The 23,464-nt window shown below is 67.9% G+C and carries 22 protein-coding genes and 1 tRNA gene; 13 read left to right on the top strand and 10 right to left on the bottom strand.

Features of this window, described 5'->3' with window-relative positions; genetic code table 11:
* Positions 1 to 2: 2 nt before the first annotated feature.
* Together AB0E63_RS09500 and AB0E63_RS09495 are read right to left on the bottom strand one after the other, a co-directional pair.
* Entirely contained in the window at positions 3 to 833 is an 831-nt protein-coding gene (locus AB0E63_RS09500) for a carbon-nitrogen hydrolase family protein (protein WP_360363577.1), read from the bottom strand.
* A 116-nt stretch (positions 834 to 949) separates the two neighbouring features.
* Positions 950 to 1,033: transfer RNA gene (locus AB0E63_RS09495), tRNA-Leu, on the bottom strand.
* 184 nt (positions 1,034 to 1,217) lie between these two features.
* On the opposite strand from AB0E63_RS09495, the gene AB0E63_RS09490 reads away from it, so the two are divergent.
* From AB0E63_RS09490 to pknB, 6 genes are all read left to right on the top strand, one after another.
* Positions 1,218 to 2,045, top strand: a complete 828-nt coding sequence (locus AB0E63_RS09490; RefSeq protein ID WP_360363575.1) for a DUF3662 and FHA domain-containing protein — start codon at positions 1,218 to 1,220, stop codon at positions 2,043 to 2,045.
* A 10-nt stretch (positions 2,046 to 2,055) separates the two neighbouring features.
* Positions 2,056 to 2,538: an FHA domain-containing protein gene (locus tag AB0E63_RS09485; protein WP_360363573.1), complete on the top strand. Its 483-nt coding sequence runs from the start codon at positions 2,056 to 2,058 to the stop codon at positions 2,536 to 2,538.
* A 10-nt stretch (positions 2,539 to 2,548) separates the two neighbouring features.
* The gene (locus AB0E63_RS09480; RefSeq protein ID WP_360363571.1) at positions 2,549 to 3,922 is read left to right on the top strand and encodes a protein phosphatase 2C domain-containing protein; all 1,374 of its coding nucleotides are present in this window, start codon (positions 2,549 to 2,551) and stop codon (positions 3,920 to 3,922) included.
* Positions 3,919 to 5,316: an FtsW/RodA/SpoVE family cell cycle protein gene (locus AB0E63_RS09475; protein ID WP_360363569.1), complete on the top strand. Its 1,398-nt coding sequence runs from the start codon at positions 3,919 to 3,921 to the stop codon at positions 5,314 to 5,316. The genes AB0E63_RS09480 and AB0E63_RS09475 overlap by 4 nt, the downstream gene beginning before the upstream one ends.
* Complete coding sequence (locus AB0E63_RS09470) at positions 5,313 to 6,767, top strand: penicillin-binding transpeptidase domain-containing protein (protein ID WP_360363567.1); 1,455 nt, start codon at positions 5,313 to 5,315, stop codon at positions 6,765 to 6,767. Before AB0E63_RS09475 ends, AB0E63_RS09470 begins: the two co-directional genes overlap by 4 nt.
* Positions 6,768 to 6,881: 114 nt before the next feature.
* Complete coding sequence (gene pknB, locus AB0E63_RS09465) at positions 6,882 to 8,723, top strand: Stk1 family PASTA domain-containing Ser/Thr kinase (protein ID WP_360363565.1); 1,842 nt, start codon at positions 6,882 to 6,884, stop codon at positions 8,721 to 8,723.
* A 52-nt stretch (positions 8,724 to 8,775) separates the two neighbouring features.
* Here the strand turns inward: pknB and AB0E63_RS09460 are convergent, their stop codons facing one another.
* Both AB0E63_RS09460 and AB0E63_RS09455 read right to left on the bottom strand, forming a co-directional pair.
* On the bottom strand, positions 8,776 to 9,402 hold the full coding sequence (locus AB0E63_RS09460; RefSeq protein WP_360363563.1) for an aminodeoxychorismate/anthranilate synthase component II: 627 nt from the start codon (positions 9,400 to 9,402) through the stop codon (positions 8,776 to 8,778).
* Positions 9,403 to 9,419: 17 nt separating this feature from the next.
* Positions 9,420 to 10,190 carry a DUF881 domain-containing protein gene (locus AB0E63_RS09455; RefSeq protein WP_360363562.1) on the bottom strand — a complete coding sequence of 257 codons (771 nt, stop codon included), beginning with the start codon at positions 10,188 to 10,190 and terminating at the stop codon, positions 9,420 to 9,422.
* A 217-nt stretch (positions 10,191 to 10,407) separates the two neighbouring features.
* Between AB0E63_RS09455 and AB0E63_RS09450 the strand changes: the two genes are divergently transcribed.
* Entirely contained in the window at positions 10,408 to 10,668 is a 261-nt protein-coding gene (locus tag AB0E63_RS09450) for a cell division protein CrgA (protein ID WP_360363560.1), read from the top strand.
* 145 nt (positions 10,669 to 10,813) lie between these two features.
* On the opposite strand, the gene AB0E63_RS09445 is transcribed toward AB0E63_RS09450, so the two are convergent.
* Complete coding sequence (locus AB0E63_RS09445) at positions 10,814 to 11,260, bottom strand: Lrp/AsnC family transcriptional regulator (RefSeq protein ID WP_360363558.1); 447 nt, start codon at positions 11,258 to 11,260, stop codon at positions 10,814 to 10,816.
* Positions 11,261 to 11,341: 81 nt separating this feature from the next.
* Between AB0E63_RS09445 and AB0E63_RS09440 the strand changes: the two genes are divergently transcribed.
* The 5 genes from AB0E63_RS09440 to AB0E63_RS09420 all read left to right on the top strand — a co-directional run bounded on the left by AB0E63_RS09440 (position 11,342) and on the right by AB0E63_RS09420 (position 15,146).
* On the top strand, positions 11,342 to 11,959 hold the full coding sequence (locus AB0E63_RS09440; protein ID WP_360363556.1) for a PQ-loop domain-containing transporter: 618 nt from the start codon (positions 11,342 to 11,344) through the stop codon (positions 11,957 to 11,959).
* A gap of 48 nt (positions 11,960 to 12,007) precedes the next feature.
* The gene (locus tag AB0E63_RS09435) at positions 12,008 to 12,616 is read left to right on the top strand and encodes a hypothetical protein (RefSeq protein WP_360363554.1); all 609 of its coding nucleotides are present in this window, start codon (positions 12,008 to 12,010) and stop codon (positions 12,614 to 12,616) included.
* A 121-nt stretch (positions 12,617 to 12,737) separates the two neighbouring features.
* Entirely contained in the window at positions 12,738 to 13,262 is a 525-nt protein-coding gene (locus tag AB0E63_RS09430; protein WP_360363552.1) for an EXLDI protein, read from the top strand.
* 139 nt (positions 13,263 to 13,401) lie between these two features.
* Positions 13,402 to 14,358: an ATP-binding cassette domain-containing protein gene (locus tag AB0E63_RS09425; protein ID WP_360363550.1), complete on the top strand. Its 957-nt coding sequence runs from the start codon at positions 13,402 to 13,404 to the stop codon at positions 14,356 to 14,358.
* Entirely contained in the window at positions 14,355 to 15,146 is a 792-nt protein-coding gene (locus AB0E63_RS09420; protein ID WP_360363548.1) for an ABC transporter permease, read from the top strand. The genes AB0E63_RS09425 and AB0E63_RS09420 overlap by 4 nt, the downstream gene beginning before the upstream one ends.
* Here the strand turns inward: AB0E63_RS09420 and AB0E63_RS09415 are convergent.
* Positions 15,143 to 15,820 carry a pyridoxamine 5'-phosphate oxidase family protein gene (locus AB0E63_RS09415; protein ID WP_360363546.1) on the bottom strand — a complete coding sequence of 226 codons (678 nt, stop codon included), beginning with the start codon at positions 15,818 to 15,820 and terminating at the stop codon, positions 15,143 to 15,145. The two genes, AB0E63_RS09420 and AB0E63_RS09415, sit on opposite strands and share 4 nt — an antisense overlap.
* 200 nt (positions 15,821 to 16,020) lie before the next feature.
* Between AB0E63_RS09415 and AB0E63_RS09410 the strand changes: the two genes are divergently transcribed.
* A complete protein-coding gene (locus AB0E63_RS09410) occupies positions 16,021 to 17,391 on the top strand; it encodes a PLP-dependent aminotransferase family protein (protein ID WP_360363544.1) in 1,371 nt (456 codons plus the stop codon).
* A gap of 331 nt (positions 17,392 to 17,722) precedes the next feature.
* Here AB0E63_RS09410 and AB0E63_RS09405 read toward each other — a convergent pair whose 3' ends face one another.
* The 4 genes from AB0E63_RS09405 to AB0E63_RS09390 form a co-directional block, all read right to left on the bottom strand.
* Positions 17,723 to 18,658, bottom strand: a complete 936-nt coding sequence (locus tag AB0E63_RS09405) for a hypothetical protein (protein WP_360363542.1) — start codon at positions 18,656 to 18,658, stop codon at positions 17,723 to 17,725.
* A gap of 68 nt (positions 18,659 to 18,726) precedes the next feature.
* Positions 18,727 to 19,629, bottom strand: coding sequence for a glycoside hydrolase family 43 protein (locus tag AB0E63_RS09400; protein ID WP_360363620.1), 903 nt, complete (start codon positions 19,627 to 19,629; stop codon positions 18,727 to 18,729).
* Between the two features lie 2 nt (positions 19,630 to 19,631).
* A complete protein-coding gene (locus tag AB0E63_RS09395; protein WP_360363540.1) occupies positions 19,632 to 21,842 on the bottom strand; it encodes a family 43 glycosylhydrolase in 2,211 nt (736 codons plus the stop codon).
* A gap of 19 nt (positions 21,843 to 21,861) precedes the next feature.
* On the bottom strand, positions 21,862 to 23,349 hold the full coding sequence (locus AB0E63_RS09390; protein ID WP_360363538.1) for an alpha-N-arabinofuranosidase: 1,488 nt from the start codon (positions 23,347 to 23,349) through the stop codon (positions 21,862 to 21,864).
* Between the last annotated feature and the right edge of the window lie 115 nt (positions 23,350 to 23,464).

The following is a 23,464-nucleotide window of genomic DNA, read 5'->3' as shown; positions in this document are numbered from 1 at the left end:
GATCAGGGCATCGTGCGGTTGCTGGAGCGCGGGTCGGTGACGGCCCGGGTCCGGTAGATGTCGCCCTTCAGGGCGGTGGCGCGCCAGGGACGGGCGTGGGTGAGGGGAACGGTCAGGCTGGGGTCTTCGCGGTCGAGGGTGATGACGGTGAGGTCGGCCTGGCCGGTGATCTGGGCGGCGTACGTACCGGCTGGGGTGATCAGGCCGGACGGCATCAGGTCGAGGGTCTGGGCGGGCAGGGACATCGCGATCCAGTAGCAGTTGATCGCGGCGTGCGCGCGGGCCTTCAGCTCGAACACCGTGTCCACCGGATACGCCGAGAGCAGGAGGCACTCGACGCCGAGACGTTCGTACTGGCTGAACAGGTGGGGGAAGTTGATCTCGACACAGACCACGCAGCCGAAGCGGTACCCGTCGACGTCGAACACCACCGGGTCGAAGCCGGGTGAATAGAAGTGGTTGATCTCGGTGTGTGAGCAGAATCGCTTGTCGTACCGGTCGACCAGCTCGCCCGTGTCGGAGATCACGTACAGGCTGTTGTGCGGCCGGTGCGGTGGCGTGAGCGGATGCGCCGACCCGAGCACGACCCACAGCCGCAACTCCGCCGCGAGCGCCATGATCTGCTCGAGCTCCGCACGAACCACGTCCCAGTCGACTTCCGACCAGTCCGCGATCTGCTCCTTCGCGTACCCGCTCAGCATCCCTTCGGGAAACTGCACCAACCGGGCCCGCTTGGCCGCTGCCTTCCGCATCGACGCGCGCACGGTTTCCCCGTTCACGCGCGCGTCCGCGCTGATCGTCGGCTGAGCAATGCCGACCCGAATCCCCGTCATCGCCCTACGGTCGCATCCGGCACCGACAGAAGCGTGGACCGGCACGGCGCGTGATCGACAACCCTGCGCGCGGTCCGGAAATGCAAGAAGTCCCGGTCGTCGACCGGGACTTGCTGTGCGCGAGGGGGGAGTTGAACCCCCACGCCCTTTCGGGCACACGGACCTGAACCGTGCGCGTCTGCCTATTCCGCCACCCGCGCGCTGACTGCTCTGACCCGGCTCTCACCTGGTCACCTGCAACCGAGAAGGAACAGTAGCACGGGATGTCCCGGAGCTTCACATTGCGGGTTCGGTCGAACCTCCCGATACGATCGATCGTCGTACCCGGTGTGTCCGCCTCGACCGGTGGACCAACTATGGAGTACCGACCGTGGAGGAGGAGGCGTGCGACCGCTGCAGCGCTTCGAGCGACGCCTGGAAGGCATTGTGAGCGGTGTCTTCGCGCGTGCGTTCAAGGGCGACGTCGAGCCGATCGAGCTGGCGGCGGCGCTCAAGCGTGAGATCGACAACACCGCGCGGATCCTGTCCCGGGACCGGCGGCTGGTGCCGAATCACTTCACCATCGAGCTCGGACCGGGTGACTTCGAGCGGCTGAACGCCTACGGCAAGACGCTGAACTCGGAGCTCGCCAACGAGCTGCGCGACCACGCCGACATCCAGCGGTACACGTTCTCCGGACCGATCGAGATCGAGCTGACCCAGCAGGACGACCTGCCGACCGGTAGGTTCCGGGTGGTCAGTGCCACGGTCGGTACGCCGCAACGACGGCCCCCCGCCTACGAGCAACAGCCCTACCAGCAGGAGCCCTACGTGCCGCCGAACGACGGCCAGACGGTCATGCACAGCACGCCGCCGCCACCGCAGCAGCCACCGCGCCGGGGTCACCCGCAGGTGATGCTCGAGGTGAACGGCCGGCGCCGCCCGGTCAATCCGCCCGGCGTGGTGCTCGGCCGCGGCACCGACGCGGACATCCAGATCAACGACCCGGGCGTGTCCCGGCGGCACGCCGAGATCCGGCTGATGCCGGAGGGCCCGGGCGGTGTCCGGGTCGTGCTGGTCGACCTGGGTTCCACCAACGGGACGCTGGTGAACGGACGGCGGACCACCGAGGCCGAGCTGGTCGACGGCTCGACCGTCCGGATCGGGAACACGACGATGACGCTGCGTCTCGCGGACGAGCCGATGGCCCAGCCGCCGAGCAGCGGGTGGTGACCGGCCCGTCATGTCGGAACTGACCCTGACCCTGATCAAACTGGGGTTCCTGGCCCTGTTGTGGATGTTCGTCCTCGCGGTGCTCTCCGTGATCAGGTCCGACCTGTTCGGTGCGAAGGTGGACAGCCGCGCGGCGGTCGCCGTCGCGCCGCAGGTCTCGCGTACGCCGAAGCCCACCAAACCGGTGAAGAAGCGCAAGGGCCTGCCCGGATCGGTGACGATCGCGGACGGCCCGCAGGCCGGTGTCGGCGCGACCCTGGTCGACGAACCGGTGATCATCGGCCGCGGCTCGGACTGTCAGATCCGGCTGGATGACGACTACTCTTCCACCCGGCACTCGCGGCTGTTCCAGTCCGAGGGCCAGTGGTGGGTCGAGGACCTCGGCTCCACCAACGGCACGTATCTGGACGGCCAGCGGGTGACCCGCCCGGTGCCGGCCGAGATCGGCGGCTCGATCCGGATCGGCCGGACGACGCTGAACATCGCTAAGTAGGCCTGCCTCGATGACCCTCTCGCTCGACTACGCCGCACTGTCCGACGTCGGACGGGTGCGCCGCAACAACGAGGACTCGGCGTACGCCGGTCCGCACCTGCTGCTGCTCGCCGACGGGATGGGTGGTGCGGCCGCCGGTGAGGTGGCCAGCTCGGCGGCGGTCCAGGTGATCCGGCGGCTGGACACGGGCGAGATCAGCGGCGAGGACATGATCGAGGCGCTGGCCGGTGCGGTGCACCGGGCGAACGAGCGGCTGTCCGAGCTGGTCGAGGAGGACCCCGAGCGCGAGGGGATGGGCTCGACCGTCACCGCGCTGATGTTCGACGGCAAGCAGCTCGGGCTGGCACATCTCGGCGACTCCCGCGCGTACCGGATGCGGGACGGGCTGCTGTATCAGCTGAGCCACGACCACACCTTCGTGCAGTCGCTGGTGGACGAGGGCCGGATCTCCCAGGAGGAGGCCTTCACCCACCCGCACCGCAACCTGATCCTGCGGGTGCTGGACGGCCGGCCGGACTCCGATCCGGACCTGGAGATCCTCGACGTCCGGGCCGGCGACCGGCTGATGCTGTGCAGCGACGGTCTGCCCGACTACGTGAGCGACGAGTCGATCGCCGCCTCGATGGCCGACGGTACGCCGGACTCCGTCGTGGTGGAGCTGATCACGCACGCCCTCGAGGCCGGGTCCAACGACAACGTCACGTGCGTCGTGGCGGACGTGGTCGAGACGCCACCCACGAGTGGGACCTCGGCACAACTCGTCGGCGCCGCCGCTGAGCTGGCGCAGGGTGGGACCGGCCGCGGTGAGCCGACGGTCGCCGTCCGCGGCGCCGGTGGCGGTCACGGCGGTGGTCACGGAGCCGGGCTCGACCCGGAGGAGCTCCGGTACGCGCCACGCGCCCCGAAGCGGTTCCCCTGGTTGCGACGGATCGCCGTACTGGTGGTGGTTCTCGGCCTCATCGTCGGCGGCGGCTGGTTCGCGTACAGCTGGACGCAGAAGCAGTACTACGTCGGCACCGACGGCGACTACGTGGCGATCTTCAAGGGAGTGGAAGCCGACCTGCCTGGCCTGACGCTGTCGAAGGTGTACGAGCGGCAGTCCCTGCAGGTGGACAAGCTGCCGACGTACAGCCGGCAGCAGGTGGAAGGCAACATCCAGGCCGACGACCTGGCCGGCGCGCACGCGATCGTCAGTGAGCTGCAACGGACCGCCGACGCGTGCGCCAAGCCCAAGCCGACCCCGACTCCCAAGCCGAGTACGCCGCCCGTGTCCACGCCACCGAAGCCGCCGGCAACCACTCCGGTGACGACGCGCCCGTCCACCGCACCGTCCAGCACGCCTAGTACGCCGGTCGACCCGGACGACTGTGACGGGGTCCGATGAGCATCGCCTCGACCTCGGTCATCCAGATCATCCCGCGCACCCGGCGCGGGGTGGAGTTGCTGCTGCTCATCATCGCGATAGGCGTCTCCGTCGGCGCGTACGTGAACATCGGCATCACCGTCCAGGACAAGGTGCCGGCCAGCACCGGGTACTACGCGGCCGGCATCGGCCTGCTCGCCCTGATCGCACACTTCGCCCTGCGCTACAGAGCGCCGTACGCCGATCCCGTCCTGCTGCCGTGTGCCGTGCTGCTAAACGGGCTCGGCGTCGCGATGATCCACCGGATCGACCTCGGCCTGGCCGCGGTCGCGGAGGCGAACGGCCGGACCCCGAAGGCGGCCGCCGCACCGCAGCAGATCACCTGGACCGCGGTCGGCATCATCCTGTTCCTGGTGGTGATCCTCGTGATCAGAGATCACCGCCGCCTGCAGGCCCTCACCTACACCGCCGGACTGGCCGGTCTGGTGCTGCTCGTGCTGCCGCTGATCCCCGGCCTCGGCGTCAACCTGAACGGCGCCCGGATCTGGATCCGGCTGGCCGGGATGTCCTTCCAGCCCGGTGAATTCGCCAAGGTGTGCCTGGTCGTCTTCTTCGCCGGCTACCTGGTGGTGAAGCGCGACGTGCTGACGCTTGCCGGGCACCGGTTCCTCGGCCTCGACCTGCCGCGGGCCCGCGACCTCGGTCCGATCCTGATCGCCTGGTTCGTCAGCCTGGGTGTGCTGGTGTTCGAGAGCGACCTCGGTTCGTCGCTGCTGTTCTTCGGCCTGTTCCTCTTCCTTCTGTACGTCGCCACCGAACGGGCCGGCTGGCTGATCATCGGTGGCCTGCTGTTCGTCGGCGGCGCGTACTTCGCGTACCAGACCTTCGGCCACGTCCACAAACGGATCCAGGACTGGCTGGACCCGTTCTCGATCGACGGCGGCCAGGTCGCGAACGGCTTGATGGGCCAGGCCTGGGGCGGCATTCTCGGCCGCGGGCTCGGCCAGGGCCGCCCGGAGATCACCCTCTACGCGAACAGCGACATGATCATCTCCTCGTTCGCCGAGGAGCTGGGCCTGACCGGGCTGATCGCGATCATCCTGATCTACACGCTCATCATCGAGCGTGGTCTACGGACCGCCCTCGGCTGCCGGGACATCTTCGGCAAGCTGATCGCGACCGGTCTGGCGATGTCGTTCGCGCTGCAGGTGTTCGTGATCGTCGGCGGTGTCACCGGGCTGATCCCGCTGACCGGTCTGGCCACGCCGTTCATGGCGCTCGGCGGTACGTCGCTGGTCGCGAACTGGGCGATCATCGCGCTGCTGCTGCGGATCAGCGACCAGGCTCGCCGGCCACAGACCCCGGCCGCTCCAGTGTCCGACGAAACGATCGCGATGGCGGTGCAGAAGCAGTGAACTCAGCGATCCGACGACTGGCCGTGGCCGCGATCATCCTGATGCTCGCGCTGATGGCGAATTCGACGTACCTGCAGGCCTTCCGGGCGAACGAGCTCAACGGCCGCAACGACAACCGCCGGGTGCGCGACTCGCAGTTCTCGGTCAACCGGGGCCCGATCCTGATCGGGAGTACGCCGATCGCGCAGAGCAAGCCGTCCACCGACCGGTTCAAGTACCAGCGCACCTACCCGTCCGGACCGACGTACGCCCCGGTCACCGGGTTCTACTCGTACCTGTTCGGCCGCAGCGGCATCGAGTTGACGATGAACTCCGAGCTGAACGGCTCCGATCCGTCGATGGCGTTCCGCCGAATCATCGACGTGATCAGCAACCGGCCGCAGCAGGGTGGCAGCGTCACGCTGACCCTGAACGCGGCGGCTCAGGCGGCGGCGTACGACGGCCTGGCCGGCAAGACCGGCGCGGTGGTGGCGATCGAGCCCAAGACCGGGCGGATTCTCGCGATGGCGAGCCGGCCGTCGTACGACCCGAACAAGCTGGCCTCACACGACCTGGACGCGGTCGGCAACGCCTGGAAGACACTGAACGCCGACAAGGACAAGCCGCTGACCAACCGGGCGACCCAGGAGACGTATCCGCCGGGTTCGACCTTCAAGCTGGTCACCGCGGCGGCCGCGCTGTCCAGCGGCAAGTACACGCCGGAGTCCAAGGTGAACTCGCCGGCCGAGTTGCCGCTGCCGCAGACCACCACTCCGCTGGTCAACGAGGACGGCAAGAACTGCGGCGGCAGCAACAACGCGACCCTGACGATCGCGCTGCGGTACTCCTGCAACACCGCGTTCGGCTCGGTCGGCATGGACCTCGGTCCGGACGCGCTGCGCGACCAGGCCGCCAAGTTCGGCTTCGGCGAGCGCCCGTTGAGCGAGCTGTCCGGTGTGGCCGCGAGCCAGTTCCCCGGCGACCCGAACGCGCCGCAGACCGCGCAGTCCGCGATCGGCCAGTTCGACGTCCGGGCCACGCCGCTGCAGATGGCGATGGTTGCCGCCGGCATCGCGAACAAGGGCGAGGTGATGAAGCCCTATCTGGTCCAGAACGTGAAGACCGCGGATTTGAAGACAGTGTCGGAGACGAAGCCGGAGTCGCTGCACCAGGCGATCACTCCGGAGGTCGCGAGCCAGCTGACCGCGATGATGGTCGACGTCGTGAACAACGGCACCGGCAAGCCGGGCCGGATCGACGGTGTCCAGGTGGCCGGCAAGACCGGTACGGCGCAGACGACGAAGGAGCGCCCGCCGTTCGCCTGGTTCACCGCTTTCGCGCCGGCCGACGACCCCAAGGTCGCGGTGGCCGTGCTGATCGAGGACGCGAACATCCCGCGCAACGACATCGCCGGCGGCACCTTGGCGGCACCGATCGCCAAGAAGGTGATGGAGGCGGTGCTAGGCCAATGACGACGATACGGAATGATGCCGTGACAGCGCGTCTTTCCAACGGGGTTCCACGTGTGGCTGCCGTTACCGTGGGCAAATTGAGTGTGTTTCCGGACAGGTTGGAAGGCTGAGGTCATGACATCGCAGGCACGTCTCGTCGGCGGCCGATACGAAGAAGGCGAACCGCTCGGCCGCGGCGGCATGGCCGACGTCCGACGGGGCGTGGACAACCGGCTCGGCCGGGCCGTCGCGATCAAACGTCTGCGGGTCGACCTGGCCAGTGACGCCACCTTCCAGGCCAGATTCCGCCGGGAAGCCCAGTCGGCCGCCTCCCTGAACCACCCCACCATCGTGTCGGTCTACGACACCGGCGAGGAGCCGGACCCGAACGGCTCCGGCGTCACCATCCCGTACATCGTGATGGAACTGGTCACCGGCAAGACGCTGCGCGACCTGATCCGCGAGGGTCGCAAGATCATGCCGGAGCGGGCGCTGGAGATCACCTCCGGCGTGCTCGAGGCGCTCGACTACAGCCACCGGGCCGGCATCGTGCACCGCGACATCAAGCCCGGAAACGTGATGCTGACCCCGCAGGGCCAGGTCAAGGTGATGGACTTCGGGATCGCTCGCGCGGTCGCCGACACGTCGTCCACGATGACCCAGACCGCGGCCGTCATCGGTACGGCGCAGTACCTGTCACCGGAGCAGGCCCGAGGCGAGACCGTGGACGCCCGCTCCGACCTGTACTCGACCGGCTGCCTGCTCTACGAACTGCTCACCGGCCGCCCGCCGTTCGTCGGCGAATCCCCGGTGTCGGTGGCCTACCAGCACGTCCGCGAGCAGCCGCTACCGCCGTCCTCGTTCGACCCGGACATCCCGCCGGAGGTCGACGCCGTCGTCCTGAAGGCGCTGGCGAAGAGCCGCGAGGAGCGGTACCAGAGCGCGTCGGAAATGCGGCAGGATATCCACCGAGTGCTGGCCGGTCAGCAGGTCACCGCGCCGATGGCGCCGGTGGGGGCGATGTCGGAAACCCGGGCGATGGCCCCGACCGCTGTGGCGGCGACCGCCGCGACCCAGGCGTACCGGCAGGCCGGCGACGACGACCTGCTCCCTCCGGGCGACGACGACCTGGAGCTGGACAGCCGGTCCCGGCGCAACCGGGGCCTCGCGTACTTCCTGCTCGGCCTGGCCATCGTCGCGGTCGCGGTCGGCGCCTACGCGCTGTTCACCAACCTCGGCAACGACAACAAGGGCAGTGGTACGGCGACCAACACGCCGTCGGCCAAGGTCGCCGTACCGGATGTGAGCGGGAAGTCCGTGGCCGACGCGACCCAGTTGCTCAGCGACAAGGGCCTGAAGCTCGCAGTGGGACCGGCGGAGACCAGCGACACGGTCGGCCGCGGCTCCGCCATTCGGCAGACGCCGGAAGCGGGGACCGAGGCCGAGCAGGGCTCGACCGTCACCGTGGTGTTCTCGTCCGGCCGGAGCGCGTTCCCGGTGCCGGACGTGATCGGCAAGTCCGAGTCGGCTGCCCGCAAGGCTCTGGAAGGCACGGCCGGAAACTTCAAGGTCAAGGAAGAGACGGTCAAACAGGACAGCGCGGAGAAGGAGGGGACCGTGCTCGCGGTCAGCCCGGACCCGAGCGGGCAGTACCCGAGCGGTCAGGTGTTCACGCTGACGGTGTCGAGCGGCAAGGAGCTGGTCGACGTCCCGGATGTCGTCACCGTCCCGGCTGACGACGCGGCCGACCAGTTGAAGAAGCTCGGCTTCCAGGTCGGCTATGCGACCGGGCAGGACCCGAACGCGGTCGACGGCACCGTGCTCAAGCAGAGCGTGAAGGCCGGCACCAAGGCCCCGAAGGGGAGCACGATCACCCTGACGATCAACCAGTTGCCGGAGAACACACCGTCGAACACGCCGACGCCGACGGACACTCCCCAGGATCCGAACACGCCACCGATCACGATCGGCGGCTGACACGAAGAAGCCCCCCGCGGAGAATCCGCGGGGGGCTTTCTCGTGCTGTGGGTCAGCCGGCTGAGCTGACGATCGGGGCCAGGCCCGCCGAGCGGGCGACAGCGTCGGGGTCACCGCAGATTGCCAGCCAGTTGGCCAGCATCCGGTGGCCGCCCTCGGTCAGCACGGACTCTGGATGGAACTGCACTCCCTCGACCGGGAGGTCGCGGTGCCGGGCCGCCATGATCACGCCGGCCTCGGTCCGGGCCGTCACCTGCAGCTCGTCGGGCACGGTGTCCTGGGCGATCGCCAGCGAGTGGTACCGGGTCGCGGTGAACGGCGACGGGAGTCCGGCGAGCACGCCCGCGCCTTCGTGGAACACCTGGCTGGTCTTCCCGTGCAGCAACTCGTCCGCGCGCCCGACGACACCGCCGTACGCGACACCGATCGCCTGCAGGCCGAGGCAGACGCCGAAGATCGGGACCTCGCTGCCCTTCTCCTTGACGATGTCCACGCACGCGCCGGCCTCTTCCGGCGTACCGGGACCGGGCGACAGCAGGACTCCGTCGTACTCGCCGACCTGGTCAGGGGTGACCTCGTCGTTGCGCAGGACGGTCGTATCGGCCTGCAACTGCTGCAGGTACTGCACCAGGTTGTAGACGAAGGAGTCGTAGTTGTCGACGACAAGGATCCGCGGCATGCGAACCATTGTGACAGCTACCGTCCGCTGGCTGTGGGGCTGACCGAAGGGGTGTGCTCGAAACCGGGGACTGTGGCGCTCTGGAGGTCCAGAGTGCCTTCGTAGGCCGGCATCTGGATCGAGGACTGGCTCTTCACGTCGTACCCGAGCTGGAACTTCACCACGTAGTCCTGCAGGTTCTCGATGTACTGCGAGTCGTCCAGCGCCTTCTGCAGCTTCCGCCGGTCGCCGATCGCGGTGATCGCGTACGGCGGCAGGTAGGGCACACCGTGCAGGACGACCGAGTTCCCAACACATTTGACCCCGGTGGTGGAGATGACCCGCTGGTTCTGGATCGACATCGCCTCGGCGCCGCCGGCCCAGAGTGCGTTCACCACGGCCTGGATGTCCTGCTGGTGGATGACGAGCCAGTTCTCGTCCACGTCGGGGTTGTCCTTGACCACCTCGGGCGGCGCGTCTCGCAGCGTGACGGTGAGGCCGGGCCCGGTGACGGGCCTGGTCCCGACCTGCTCGGACAGGTCGTCGAGCTGCTTGGCCAGCTTCGGATCGATCGATCCTTGCTGTGCCTGCAGGGCCTCGATGTCATGGGTCAGCGCCGCGTGCTGGCGAACCAGGGTCGCGCTGCGCCGGCTCTGTTCCTCGACGAGCCCGGCGAGCGTAGTGTTGCGACTGGGCCGCAGGTCGGTGCCACGGGCGTTGGTGGCGCTGGTCGCGAACAGCAGACCGGCGCACAGCAGCGCCAGCGGCGCGACCGCACGCCACAACGAAATCCGCTTGAACCTACGCACCCGTGATCTCCATGCTGCTCTCTGCACTACGCTAGGGCCTGCCTCATGGTCCCACGCCGTAGCGAGCAGGTGCTCGGTGCGGTGCATCGGCGTGCTGGCGCGGTGCCGTGCCGAGTGCCGCGCAGTAGGCGTGGGACCATGAGGCAGGCCCTACCCCGGACCGGACCCGCACAGGTCCACGGCGGTTAGCTTATGCGTCCTTACAAGGAGTTCAGTCGTGCCCGAGTCGAGCAGTCGCAACAAGAAGAAGACCGAGAAGGTCAAGGCGCAGAAGACGCCGAAGAAGCCGCGTACCTCCAGCCGCGTCTGGGTGGCGCCGCTGATGCTGGCGTGCTGGCTGCTCGGACTCGCCTGGCTGGTCGTCTTCTACGTGGCCGGTCAGGACATCCCGGTGATGGACGACCTGGGCAACTGGAACCTGCTGATCGGCATGGGCCTGATCGCCGTCGGCTTCGTGGTCTCGACCCAGTGGGTCTGAGCTTATCCACATCTGTGTCCCCAGCTGTGCACACCGATTTCGGGAAGTTATCCCCAGCTCATCCCCGACTTCTCCACCGAATCCGGCCGAAACTCGGCCAAATCTGTGGATAAATCGGGTTTGAGCAGGTCAGTTTCCACACCGTTCACGTTGGCAGCGGGCGGTTGTCCACGACCTTCTTCATCACGATCGTCGAGGTGAGCCGCTGCACTCCGGGCAATCTCGCCAGCCGTTCGTCGCGCAGTCGCTGGAAGGCGGCGATGTCCGCGGTCGCCACCCGGACGAAGTAGTCCGGCTCCCCGAACAGCCGCTCGGCGTGCACTACCTCCGGGATCTCCGCCAGCCCGGCCTCGAACGCGACCACCGACTCCTCCCGGTCCATCGTCACCGCGAGCAGCACCTCGAACCCGTGACCGACCGCGGCCCCATCGATGACCGCGCGATATCCACAGATCACCCCGGACCGCTCCAACTCCCGCAACCGCCTATGACAAGGCGCCGCACTCAGCCCGATCCGCTGGGCCAACTCGGTCACCGTCAGCCGGCCCTCTGCCTGCAGTACCGCAAGGATGTTGCGATCGATCGCATCCACGGCAAAGATCCTACCCTTGCTGCCTTCTGGCGAGCATGAATTCGCACGATATCGTCGCCGATTCGGCCGTAATCTTGCGCCATGCTCGACCTTCTGCCCATCGCCGCCGCCGTTTTCGGGATTCCGCAGTACCTCCCGCAGATCCTCAAGCTCCGCCGGACCGGCGACACGGCCGGGATCTCCTGGTCGTGGGCGACGCTGACGAGCATCGACAACGCGGCCTGGTTCGGCTACTTCATGGCTTCGGGCTACTGGACCGCGAGCCTTCCGTCCACAGCCGCCACCATGCTGGCCGGCACCGTCTCGGTGATGCTGGTACGGCGTGGTGCGGTGAACCGGCGGGCGATCGGCTGGATCTGTGGCTGGGCCGGTCTGCTCGTGATCGCCACCGTCGTGGGTGGCCGGATCGGTTTGGGAACCCTGCTCGCCGCGGCTTCGATCATCCAGGTCACGCCCTCGCTCTGGACGGCGTACCGGACGTCCCGGCCGACCGGGATCTCGCAGGGGACCTGGGCGCTGGTCTTCGGCGAGCTGTCCTGCTGGTTCGTCTTCGGCCTGTGGAAAACCGACGCCCGACTGATCACTCTCGGGGTCACCGGTGTCGTTGCGAGCCTGTTGATGCTCGCCCGCACCCAGCGTGCGAAGCGTCAGCGGACCGTCACGATAACGGCCGTCGACGAGGCGGAGAGCCGGGCGTAACGTCGAGAACGCCGACCTACGGCCCGAGGAGACGGGGAGGGTCTCACCATGTTCGTTCAGGTCATTCAGGGGCAGGTCACCGACACCGAGCAGGCACACGCCGCGATGGATCGGTGGATGGAAGAACTGGCGCCCGAGGCGTCCGGCTGGCTGGGGACCACGGCTGGTGTCACCGCGGACGGACGGTTCATCGCGCTGGCTCGCTTCGACTCCGCCGACGCCGCCCGGCGCAACAGCGACTCGCCGGCGCAGGACAAGTGGTGGCACGAGTTCTCGTCGTTGCTCAGCAGTGGTGCCACCTTCCACGACACCGAGGACGTGGTCCTGGATCTGCAGGGGAACCCGGACTCGGCCGGCTTCGTGCAGGTCATGCAGGGCGCCGGCAGCAACCCGGAGCGCGCGCGTGAAGTGATGGGGCAGCACCGGGACGAATGGGCCGCATTCCGGCCCGAGATCCTCGGCAGCGAGGTCGCCATGTACGACGAAGGCGACTACACGATGGCGATGTACTTCACCACCGAGGCCGAGGCCCGCGAAGGAGAGCAGAAGGAGGTCCCGCCGGAACTGCAGGCGGACATGGACGAGATGAACGCTCTCGCCGGCGGTCCGCCGGAGTTCTACGACCTCAAGCAGCCCTGGCTCTACTCACCCAGCTGAGCCACCGATCACCCGAGCCCGGCCGCGACGACCTCGTCGCGGCCGGCTCCGCGTCTACGTAGAGATATATGTAGACATCTGCGTAGCCTTCTGCGTATAGTTCTACGTAGGAGGAGGGCGAATGCCTAACAAGACGATCTACGTGTCGGACGACGACCTGCCGCTGTACAAGAAGGCGCAGGAGCTCGCTGGGAACTTGTCCTCGGCGATCTCGATCGCACTGCGCAAGTACGTCGAACTGGAGGAAGGCCGACTCGAGGGGTACGACGAGATCACCGTGCGGGTGGGCCGGGGAGCCGGCCGCAAGCAGCGGTTCTCCGGCGTGCTGCTCGCCGAGGGCGGCCGGTCCAGCAAGAACGGCTACGAGGCCTTCAAGGTCTACCGGAGCCGGACCGGCAAGTTCGTGCTGCACGCGGACCGCAGCAACCTCTACAGCATGGGCGCCGACGACGAGCAGTACCTGAGCGGCTGGCGCTCCTGGATCGGCAACTGGAGCTCCGACCAGTCCTGGAGCATGGCCCAGGGCGAGGCCACCCTCGATGTCGTCGACACCATCGAGGAGCTCCGCGAGTTGATCCCCGAGGACCTCTACGAACTGGTCGAGGAAGCCGGCAACCATCCCGTGGTGGAAGACCTCGACATCTAGTCCGGCCAACTGAACAACTCTGATCCGGCGCCTGCCAGCGGGCCGGCCGGCTGGATCAGCACGCCCTGAATCGCCTCCCACAGACCCTTCAGCCACTGGGTCAGGTTCACCCTGCCCACAATTCACTCGAGGAAGACCCATGTCAGCAGCGATCGACGTCCGTGGACTGCACAAGTCGTACGGCGACAAACTCGTGCTCGACGGCATCGACCTGAACGTTGCCGAAGGCACCATCTTTGCCCTGCTCGGCCCGAACGGCGCCGGCAAGACCACCGCGGTCCAGATCCTGTCCACCCTGATCACCGCCGACGCCGGCGAGATCCGGGTGGCCGGGTACGACCTGCACCAGAACCCCGAGGACGTCCGGGCCGCGATCGGCGTCACCGGCCAGTTCTCCGCGGTCGACGGCCTGCTCACCGGCCGGGAGAACCTGATCATGATGGCCGACCTGTACCACCTCGGCCGCCGCGAGGGCCGCCGCCGGGCGGACGAACTGCTGGAGCGGTTCGACCTGGTCGAGGCCGGTCCGAAGATGGCGATGACGTACTCCGGCGGCATGAAGCGGCGGCTCGACCTGGCGATGACGCTGGTCGGCAACCCGCGGATCATCTTCCTGGACGAGCCCACCACCGGTCTCGACCCGCGCAGCCGGCACAGCATGTGGCAGCTGATCCGGGAACTGGTCGCCGGTGGCGTCACGGTCCTGCTCACCACGCAGTACCTCGACGAAGCCGATCAGCTCGCCGACCGGATCGCCGTACTCGACCATGGCCGGCTGGTTGCCCAGGGCACCGCGGAGGAACTGAAGCGGCTCGCACCCGGCGGGCACATCCGGTTGCGGTTCACCTCGCCGGAGGAGTTCTCGCTGGCCGGTCAGGTGCTGCCGACCGCGGTGCCGAACCACGAGTCCCTGGTCCTGCAGGTGCCGAACGACGGCAGCGTGCACAGCCTGCGCGCTCTGCTGGCCCGGATCGACGACGCCTCCCTCGAGGTCGACGAACTGACTGTCCACACCCCCGACCTGGATGACGTGTTCTTCGCCGTCACCGGTCAGCCCACCCACGAGAACGCCGACGAGAAAGTGACGAGCAAATGAGCACCGTGTCCTACCCGATGGCAGACACCGCCACGATGCTGCGCCGCAACCTGCGGCACGCGCAGCGCTACCCCGCCCTGTCGCTCGGCGCCGTCGGGATGCCGGTGATCATGATGCTGCTGTTCGGCCTCATCTTCGGCGACACCTTCTCCGCCGGTCTCGGCGGTGGGAAGGGCTTCGACTACATCGACTTCCTCACCCCGGGCATCCTGCTGATGTCGATCGCTTCCGGGACGATGTCTCCCGCGGTCGGCGCCGCGATGGACATGACCGAGGGCATCGTCGCCAGGTTCCGGACGATGGCGATCTTCCGGCCGGCCGTGCTGACCGGGCGCGTGCTGGGCAATGTGCTGGTGACGATCGTCAGCCTGGCCCTGGTGATCGGCTTCGCCGTCCTGATCGGGTTCCGCCCGAACGCGTCGTTCACCGACTGGCTGCTGGCGGGCGCGTTGCTGATCGCGCTGACCGTCGCCCTGACCTGGTTCGCGATCGCCCTGGGCCTGACCAGCAAGACCCCGGAGGGGGCGAGCAACATCGTCCTGCCGATCAGCTTGCTGCTGCCCTTCCTGAGCAACACCTTCATCCCGCTGGAGTCGATGCCGAGCGGCATCCGCTGGTTCGCCGAGTACCAGCCGTTCACGGCGATCATCGACACTCTGCGCCACCTGCTGCTGGGGGCGCCGATGGACCCTGGCACCGGCTGGCTCTCCATCGCCTGGTGCGTGGCGATCGCGCTGGTCGGATACTTCTGGGCCCAGAAGACCTACAACAAGGGGACGGTCGCCTAAGACGGTGCGCCTAGTCGGTTCGCTCGGGCGCGGATGTGCGCGGGGACCAAGAGGTCGCAGTCAGGGTTGTTCTCCGGTTCGCCGGCGACGACGTGGAGCGGGATCACGCCTGTCCAGTAGGGCAGGTCGAGGTCCTGCTCCTCGTCGTTTGCGGGTCCGGAGCGAGTCTTGACGGACGCTTCGGTGAGGGAGAGCGCGAGTACCGACGTCTTCGCCAGTTCCTTGCGGTTGGGCGGACGGGTGGCGGAGGAGCGGCCGGGGACCAGGTGGTCGACGATGCGGTTGAGGCCGTGGAGCTTCTCGTCCGGATCGGTGATCAGCCGCGGTACGCCGAAGATGACCGCCGAGCGGTAGTTGACCGAGTGGTGAAACGCCGACCGCGCCAGCACGAGCCCGTCCGCGTGGGTGACGGTGACGCAGATCGTCTGGTCCGGCGCCGCGACCACGCTGCGCGCCGCGACCGAGCCGTGCAGGTACAACGTCCCGTCGGGTCCGCGATCCAGATCCACCCCGTACGCCGTCGGCAGCACCAGCGGATCGCCGTCGACCACCACGCCCAGGTGACAGAACATCCCGTCGAGAAGAACGTCGGCGAGAACCTGGCGATCGGAGGCGGCCCGCTCCTTCGAACGACGCAGAGAAGTCCGGGCAGTCGGCTGGAGCGGTGTGGTCATGGGGCCTCCCGGCCTGGACTGAGGAGTGGAGGGAGCGAAGCGACCGGAGCGACCGGAGCGACGAGGGAAGGCCGGGAGTAAAAGCCCCATGACCCTGCCGGCGCCGGAGGCCCGGCCAAAAGCACTGTCATGTAATCAGGCTGGGGTCGGGAGTGGCATGCTGGCACGGTCCATTCCCGCACGAATCAGGTAGTCCATTCGTGGAGAGCTCACTCCCACTGACGATCGATCGCGCCGCCGGTGTGCCGCTGCACCTGCAGCTGGCCGAGCAGTTCCGGGCCGCGGTCCTGGACGGGCGGCTCCAGGCCGGCCATCGGCTCACATCCACCCGCGACCTCGCGCGGGAGCTCTCCGTCTCCCGGTCCGTGACGCAGGCGGCGTACGACCAGTTGCATGCCGAAGGCTGGATCGAGGGCCGGACCGGCGCCGGTACGTTCGTGACGGACGTCGTACCGCTGCAGCCCGCCGTACGGCGGCACCCGACTCATCGGCCGGATCCCGGCACCAACCTGCTCACCCTGCGACCTGGCATCCCGTACATCGCACCGACGCCCGACCCCGGTTGGCGCCGCGCCTGGCGTGAGGTGTCGACCCAGTCGCCGCCCCGCGGGTACGACGAAGCCGCCGGACTGCCCGCACTCCGGGCTGCACTGGCCGAGCACGTCGGCCGGGTTCGCGGGATTGCGTGCGGACCCGAGAACGTACTCGTCACCAACGGCACCGTGCACGGCCTCCGGCTGCTGCTCACGGTCACCCGGCGACCGCGGGACCGGATCGCGATCGAGGACCCCGGCTACCTGAACGCGGTGGTCGCCGCCCGCGACCATCAGCTCGAGATCGTCGACGTCCCGGTGGACGAGGACGGCCTGCGAGTGTCCGCGCTGACCGACGTACCGGCGGTCTACGTCACGCCGTCGCACCAGTACCCGCTCGGCGGCCGGCTATCCGTTGCCCGACGCAACGAACTGGTCCGATGGGCGCGGCGGACCGGGGCGATGCTGATCGAGGACGACTACGACAGCGAGTTCCGGTACGACGTCGCGCCGCTGCCCGCGCTGGCCCAGCTCGACCCGGACCTGGTCGTCCACCTCGGCACACTCTCGAAGACGCTCAGCCCCGCGCTGCGCCTCGGCTGGCTGGTCGCGTCCGAGCAGATGGTCGACCGCCTGGCCACCTTCCGCGCGATGTCCGGCGACTGGCCCGGCTGGCCGATGCAGGCCGCGCTGCTCGCGATGCTCCGCGACGGCTACCTCGATCAGGCCGTGCGCAAGGGCCGGCGGCTGTACGCCGACCGCCGCACCCACACGTGCACCGTGCTATCGCCGTACGGCCAGATCATCGGCCAGGACGCCGGCCTGCACATCACACTCCTGCTCCCCGACCAAATCGACGATCTTCAAGTCGCGGCGGCGGCCCGGGCGGCCGGCGTCGTCGTGGCCCCCTTGTCCGAGTACCGCCGTACCACTCCCGGCCCACCTGGCCTCGTCATCGGCTACGCGACCCCGTCAACCGCCGACCTGCACAAAGCCCTCGACATCCTGACCGAAGTCCTCGACGTCAGTCGCCGTTGAGGGGGTCGATGGAGGCTCGGGCGCCCCAGCGGAAGTGGACCGGGGCGGTGAAGTTGTTGCCGGACAGGCCGAGGCTGTTGATCACCGTGGCGGTGCCGTTGGTATGGCCGACGGCGTACTGATAGCCGGTGCCGGTGTCCTTGTCGATGCCGAGCAGGATGGTGCCGAACTGACCGCACTGGTTCGCGATCAGCTTCTCGAAGCGCGCTCCTCGAATGTCTCGTCACCGATCCGACGGTCAGGCTGCAAGCGGCGGCCGATCCCTCCACGGTCGCCACAGTCACCCGTGCCTCTCGTAGACCTTGATGCGAAGTGAGCGGGAAAGGTTGTGTCACTCCCCGTTGAGCGGATCGAACTCCAAACCCCAGCGGAAGTCGACCGGGTCGGGGAAGGTGCCTTGGACCTTGCCGAGGCCCCTGATCACCGTTGACAGGCCGTTCGCGTGGCCGACGGCGTACACGTAGCCACTGCTCGTGTCCTTGTCGATGCCGAGCAGCATCGTGCCGGACAGGCCGCACTTCACTGCCAGCAGCGTCTCGAAGGCCTGCCAGGTCGAGGTGCGCACCTTCTTCACCTCGAAGGTCGGCGGCACCGCGGTGCTGATGCGGATCGTGTACAGCGCTCCGCCGCGGGTGTTCGCCAGGAACGTGTCGTACTTCTCGGTCTTGCTGATCAACGCCATCGTCTTGACGGCTTCGAACCCGGCTCCGGCGCCGTTCCGTCGCCACACCTCGCCGATGTTCCGCCACCGGACAAGCAGCCCGTCGTTCGTGAGCCCGTATTCCGAGATCCGGAGTAGTCCCCCGCCTTGGACCAGTGCCCACTCGGCTTCCTCGACCAGCTTGAAGTTTGTCCAGCCGCCACCGACCCGACGCAGCTCTGGCGAACCCGACAGGTGTCCGGCGGAATCCAGCAAGTAGACGCTGCGGTACAAGGCCCCACCCTGAATTACCCATCCTGCGACACGCGTTTCACCCGACTCGTAGGTCTCATTGTCGAACGACGTGCTGAGTCCCACCTGGCCCGGCGGGTAGATCCCCGTGCCGACGCGGTTGGCGACCGTGGCGATCGTCGGTGGTGCGCCGGCCGTGATGCGGCGGTACGTGTGATCCCCGGCCGCGGTCACAGATCCGACATCCATCGTGCAGGCGGCGGCCGTTCCCTCCGCAGTCGCCACTCGAGCACCTGCAGGCGGCACCAAGGCCGTCGTGAGAAGAATCGCCGTGCCGGCCACCAGGCCGACCCGGATGCTGCTTGGTCGGGACATGTGTCCTCCCCCTCTCTCCCCATAAAGCACGATAGGAGTGAGGGCAGGAAAGGTTATGCCGAAGGGCGTCAGGGCTGGGTCGGATTGTTGCGGAGGGGTGGTTGGACGACGGGGACGTCGCCTGACCAGGTGAGTTCGGAGAGCCACATCGTGCGGCCGTGAGGGTCGGTGCCTACTTGGGTGGGGTTCCAGGCGTGGTAGATGAACCAGTCGTGGTCGGCTGCGTGGAGGACCATGTTGTGGCCGGGGCCGGCGGCGTCGGGGGAGGTGTAGAGGATGGGGGCGCCGGATTTGGTGCAGGGGCCGGTGGGGGATTCGCAGAGGGCGTGGCCGACGGCGTACGTCGCTTTGTCGAAGGCGTTGCCTGAGTAGAAGAGATGGAACTTGCCGTTGCGTTCGACCATGTACGGCGCCTCGACCAGGTTGCCCTCCCACTCGAGGTCCTGCTTGATCAGGCGATGCACCGGGCCGGTCAGCGTGAGACCGTCGGCCGACAACTCCGACACGTAGATCCAGGTGTCGACACCGATCGCGTTCCCGTCGTTCTTCCAGTACAGCCAGCGGCGGCCGGTCGAGTCCTGGAACGGCGACGCGTCGATCGAGCCGCCTTCGTCCACCTGGGAGATCAGGGGCTGTGCCGATTTATCGACATATGGACCTTCCGGCCCGGACGCGACCGCGACGCCGACGGCCTGCCGGTCGGACGCGTCGTCGCGACTCGTGTAGTACATGACATACCGGTCGGCGGCATGGACGGCGACCTCGGGCGCCCACACCCGACCCGGAGAGGTCCAGGACGGCAGCACCGGGAGTGCGTCGCCGACCTCGTCCCACGAGACGAGGTCCGGCGACCTCAGCGTCTGGACGTTGCCGAGCGCTCCGTTGGTGGCGAACGCGTAGTACATGTTGTCTACGGCAACAACGAACGGGTCGGCGAAGTTGTTGCCGTAGACCGGATTGCTAAAGCCCATTGTCACTTGCTCTCGTAGAACTTCAGGTAGTCGAACGTCGCCACCGGCGGCGGGTTTGCCCCGGTGAACTCACCGTGCGCGTACAGCCCGATCCTCGCCGCGGCCGGTAGCACCCACGACGCACCCCACGTCCAGTTCCTCCCGTCCACCGACGTTCCCGCGCGGTAGACGTGCTCACCCGTGGCGTTCTGGTGATAGGCGAGCCGCATCCACAGAGTCGGCGCCGATCGCCCGATAGCAGCCGCACCGTACGACGTTGCGCCGTCCGACGGCCGTGCCACCAGCTCACGCCCGTACTCGGTCTGCCGGGTCTTCCAGATCGACACGTTGCCCAGCCGCGCGAAGTCGCTGTCGTTCAGGTAGGCGACCATCCCGGCCTGCTGGTAGTTGCGGACATCCCCCTCGCCGGTGTCGAGGTGCAGTTTGGTCTCCGCGATCCAACTGTCGCCGGCAGGCGTCGTGTGGAACAGCAAGGCCGCGTTGTTCGCGCCGCCGGTCAGGTCCGCGTTCTCCAACGGCCACGACAGCTTGCCGTCAGCAACAACTGCGTTGGAGTCCTGCCGCACCCACGACCAGTCCGCCCCCAGCGCCGAGGAGAAGTCGTCTCCCACGAGCAGCTTCCCAGTCTGCGGTACGTCGGCCATCCGCGTCACCGGCTTCGCCACCGGCCGCACGGTCAGGTTGTCGACCTCCGCCGACCCGAGCCACCGCACCGGCGCGGACCCGAGCTTCAGACCGGGTACGACGAGTTGCGCCTCGGCGTACACATCACCCAGACCGGCGTCGTTGAGCCGCGCGGTCACCGTCGAGCCCGACACCTGGACGGACAGCTTGTTCCACTGCGTACGGTCGAAGTCCGCCGGCACCGCCACCGAGGTGGTTCGGCGGCCGGCCGCAAGAGTGAGCTTGCCGTTCGCAACTGTTGCTGCGACCTGGTTGCCAAGGACCGTGGTGAACGACGATCCGAGCCGGACATCGGCCTCCACCCGCAGCGAGCCACCGGGCGCGGCCTGACGGGTCTGGGCAGCTCCATTGATCGCGGCGGTCGGACCGCCGACCGCGTCGCCGGGCTGACGGGTTGCGGATTGCAGTCCGCCGGCCGGATCGGTGGAGTCGATGCCGAGCCCGGATCCAGTCGTGGGCGCGGGAACCGGTCCCTCGGACGGGCCGAGTCCGGCCCGGGTCCGCGGCCAGCCGTCGATCCAGTCGATCCGGTCGATCAGCATGGGCCGCCGGTTGATCCCGAACGGGTCGGTCAACCATGGCGTACCGCGGTCGATCGCGTGGTAGACGATGTGGTCCTGGCCGGCCGCGTCGGTGATGAACGCGTGGTGGCCGGGCCCGATCCACTTGTTGCCGTTCTGCGTGATGACCGTCGTACCGCCGACCCGCGAGTCGGTCAGTGCGGCGCCGTCGGCATCCACGAACGGACCACGCGGCGACCGCGACCGGCCGGCGAAGACCGAGTAGCCGGTGGTCGGGCCGGCGCAGCAGTTCATCGACGAGCCCATCAGGTAGTACCAGCCGTCGCGGTAGACGACGTACGAGCCCTCGTAGCGGTCGCCGATCGTCACCTGGGTCGGCGTACCGACCGACTGCAGGCCGTCCGCGCTCAGTTCGGTGACCGAGATTCCGCCGTAGAAGCCGCCGTAGTACAGGTACCGCTTGCCGTCGGTGGCCGTGAGCATGGCCGGGTCGATGGTGCCGTAGTACCCGCCGTTGCCGTCCGGCTTCGGGGCGACGACCGGGCCGCCGGTGGCGGTCCACGGTCCCGCTGGGGTCGGGGCGGTGGCCACACCGATCGCAGGATCGCCACCGGGGTTGGCCGCGGTGTCGGTGACGGTGAAGTACATGACGTACCGGCCGCCGAAGTACCGGATGTCCGGAGCCCAGAAGAACGACCCGGACGCTGCCCAGGACGGCTTGGTCTGGTCGTTGAAGACTGTGCCGAGGTACTCCCAGGAGCTGAAGTCCTTGGTCCGGGCCATGTGCATCAGGCCGAAGGGGCCGTTCGCCACCAAGGGATCCGAGGTGGCGTACGCGTACCAGTAGCCATCGCGGCCCTGGATGATCGATGGATCGGCGAACGTGTCGGCGAAGCTCGACGAGATGGCGTTCGTCGTGGTCACAACGGGTGCTGCCGTGGCGGCCGACGTACCGGCCGCTACGGCAACCACAGCGAGGGCTGCGGCGAGGAATTTCTGGGAAGGCACGGGCGGGTCCCCTCTCGAATCAACCTTGCAGGCGGATCATGTGCCACGACGCCGGCGGCAGCGTGGCGGTGCAGATGCCGTTGACGACCTCGGTGCTGTCGACCGCGCGCGGGACCACTCGGTCCGGGTCGTCGGCGGTGTTCACGGCGGCGCGGTCGTCGTCGTACAGGGCGAGGTGCTCAATCAGTTGCAGGCCGAGCGGGATCTCCAGGTCGACCTTGTCGGTCTCGCTCCGGTTCACCACGAAGATCGTGGTCGCTCCGGTGTTCTCGTCGTACGTCGCTGTGCTCCACAGCGCCGGGATCCGGCCGAACGCGGCGGTGTCGATCTCCGGGCCGCCGGTGATCGCGGTCTGCAGGACGGTCGGACCGGCGTACCGGGCGGTGAGAGCGAACGGGTGGAAGATGGTCTGCCGCCAGGCGCGACCACCGGGCTCGGTGCGGATCGGGGAGATTACGTTGACCAGTTGCGCTAGGCAAGCGATCTTCACGCGGTCGGCATGCCGGAGCAGCGTGATCAGCAGACTGCCGACCACGACGGCGTCATCGACGGTGTAGGTGTCCTCGATCAGCGGGCTGACCTCACGGATGCCGAGACCGAGCTCGCCGGGGAAGTGTTGCTGGTACCAGACGTTCCACTCGTCGAACGACAAGGTGATCTCCTTGTCGCTACGCTTCAGCGCCTTCACGTGGTCGGCGGTCGCGACCACCTCGGTGATCATCCGGTCCATCTCCTCGGACGCGACCAGGAAGCTCGCCTGGTCACCGTCGTGAGGTTCGTAGTACGCGTGCAGGCTGATGTGATCCACGAGCTCGTACGTGCGTTCCAGCACGACGCGCTCCCATTCGCCGAAGGTCGGCATGGTCGCGTTGCTCGAACCGCAGGCGACGAGTTCGAGCTCGGGCTCGACCCGGCGCATCGCGTTCGCGGTCTCTTCGGCGAGCCGCGCGTACTCCTCGGCGGTCTTGTGACCGATCTGCCAGGGGCCGTCCATCTCGTTGCCCAGGCACCACACCTTGATGCCGTGCGGCTCGGTGTTGCCATTGGCGACCCGACGGTCGGGCAGCTCGGTGCCGCTCGGAAGGTTGCAGTACTCGAGCAGCTCGACGGCCTCCTTGATGCCGCGGGTGCCGAGGTTGACCGCCCAGATCGGCTCGACCTCGGCCTTGCGGGACCAGGCGACGAACTCGTCGGTGCCGAACTGGTTCGCCTCGATCGCCCGCCAGGCCAGGTCGAGCCGCCGCGGCCGCTGGTCCTTCGGCCCGACGCCGTCCTCCCAGTCGTAGTTGGAGACGAAGTTGCCGCCGGGGTAGCGGATCGCGGTGACACCGAGCTCGCGGACCAACTCGAGCACGTCCTGGCGGAAGCCGTCCGGATCGGCGGTCGGGTGCCCGGGCTCGTAGATGCCGGTGTAGACGCAGCGGCCCATGTGCTCGACGAACGAGCCGAACAACCGCCGATCGAGCGCACCGACCACGAACGCCGGATCCACCACCAACCGAGCCACAGAGCCTCCCCAAGAACCCTTTACAACGTTTAACGTGGATGTCTACAACGATTGACAAGACCTGTAAAGGGCTGAGCCCGCATGGTCGTGGCACACTCAGGCTCAAGCCGGTGAC

The organism is Kribbella sp. NPDC026596 (genome assembly GCF_040638415.1).
In the GTDB taxonomy this organism is placed as follows: domain Bacteria; phylum Actinomycetota; class Actinomycetes; order Propionibacteriales; family Kribbellaceae; genus Kribbella.
Note: the sequence above shows the minus strand (reverse complement) of the source record. Positions and strands in the feature narration are given on the sequence as shown.